Origin of the sequence: Pseudomonas sp. EL_65y_Pfl1_R83, assembly GCF_963970695.1 — a bacterium.
Taxonomy (GTDB): Bacteria; Pseudomonadota; Gammaproteobacteria; order Pseudomonadales; family Pseudomonadaceae; genus Aquipseudomonas; species Aquipseudomonas tritici.
In genome coordinates this window covers 1-709 of the sequence record NZ_CAXAQI010000085.1, presented here as the reverse complement: position 1 = coordinate 709, position 709 = coordinate 1, and the positions used below count along the sequence as shown (strand labels likewise).

Below are 709 nucleotides of genomic sequence, written 5' to 3'. Positions count from 1 at the left end.
TAGTATTACAGTCGGTTAACGCGATTGAACAAAACGCCTCCAGACGCGATTTAAAGGTCATGAAAAGCATCCAGAACCGCTCGACCGACCTTTTCCGCATGATGCCGGCGCTGTGGTACGCCCGGCTGGAGGCCCTGGCCAACGCTGCCGAAGTCGCCACCCCCGCCGATGCCGGCGTGCTGCTGTCGGTCCTGCTTGTCGGGCATCCGCGCCTGCGCAACGATCTGCGCCGCCCGCAGATGGAGGAGATCGGCTACCGGACCACGACCTTCGACTATGAGGGGATCGGATCGGCACGTCGGGATTATGTCGCCTGGTTGCTCGGTGCGTGCGCGGCAGAGGGGGTGAAGGTCGCCGACCTGATGGACGAGGACGCGATCGACCTCATCGCCGAACGCCTGCGTACTCCGCTCCAGATCGAGATGCACCTGACGCTTGCCTTCGAGCAGGGTTTCCGGTTGGGCGCAAAGCCCGTCACCGCCGGGATCGTCGAGCAGGTGCTGTCACGTGCGATCGACGACCTGGAACCGACGCTGACCCGAAACGGCTACGATGCCGTCACGCTTACCGCCCACCTCGGCGCCCGGCCATCCGATGTCCGCTCCCTGCTCGCAGGCACGCTCGATCCCGAACACACCCGGGAACTCACCGAACAACTACGCGCGGCCGGCGTCCCGGTGTGAACCGTGCGAACCCTGTCAGTCATATC

1 pseudogene is annotated in these 709 nt (G+C 64.3%); it reads left to right on the top strand.

From position 1 onward, the window contains the following. Nucleotides 1-683 (top strand): annotated as a pseudogene (locus AACY08_RS27745) (hypothetical protein); the annotation flags it as partial. Between the last annotated feature and the right edge of the window lie 26 nt (nucleotides 684-709).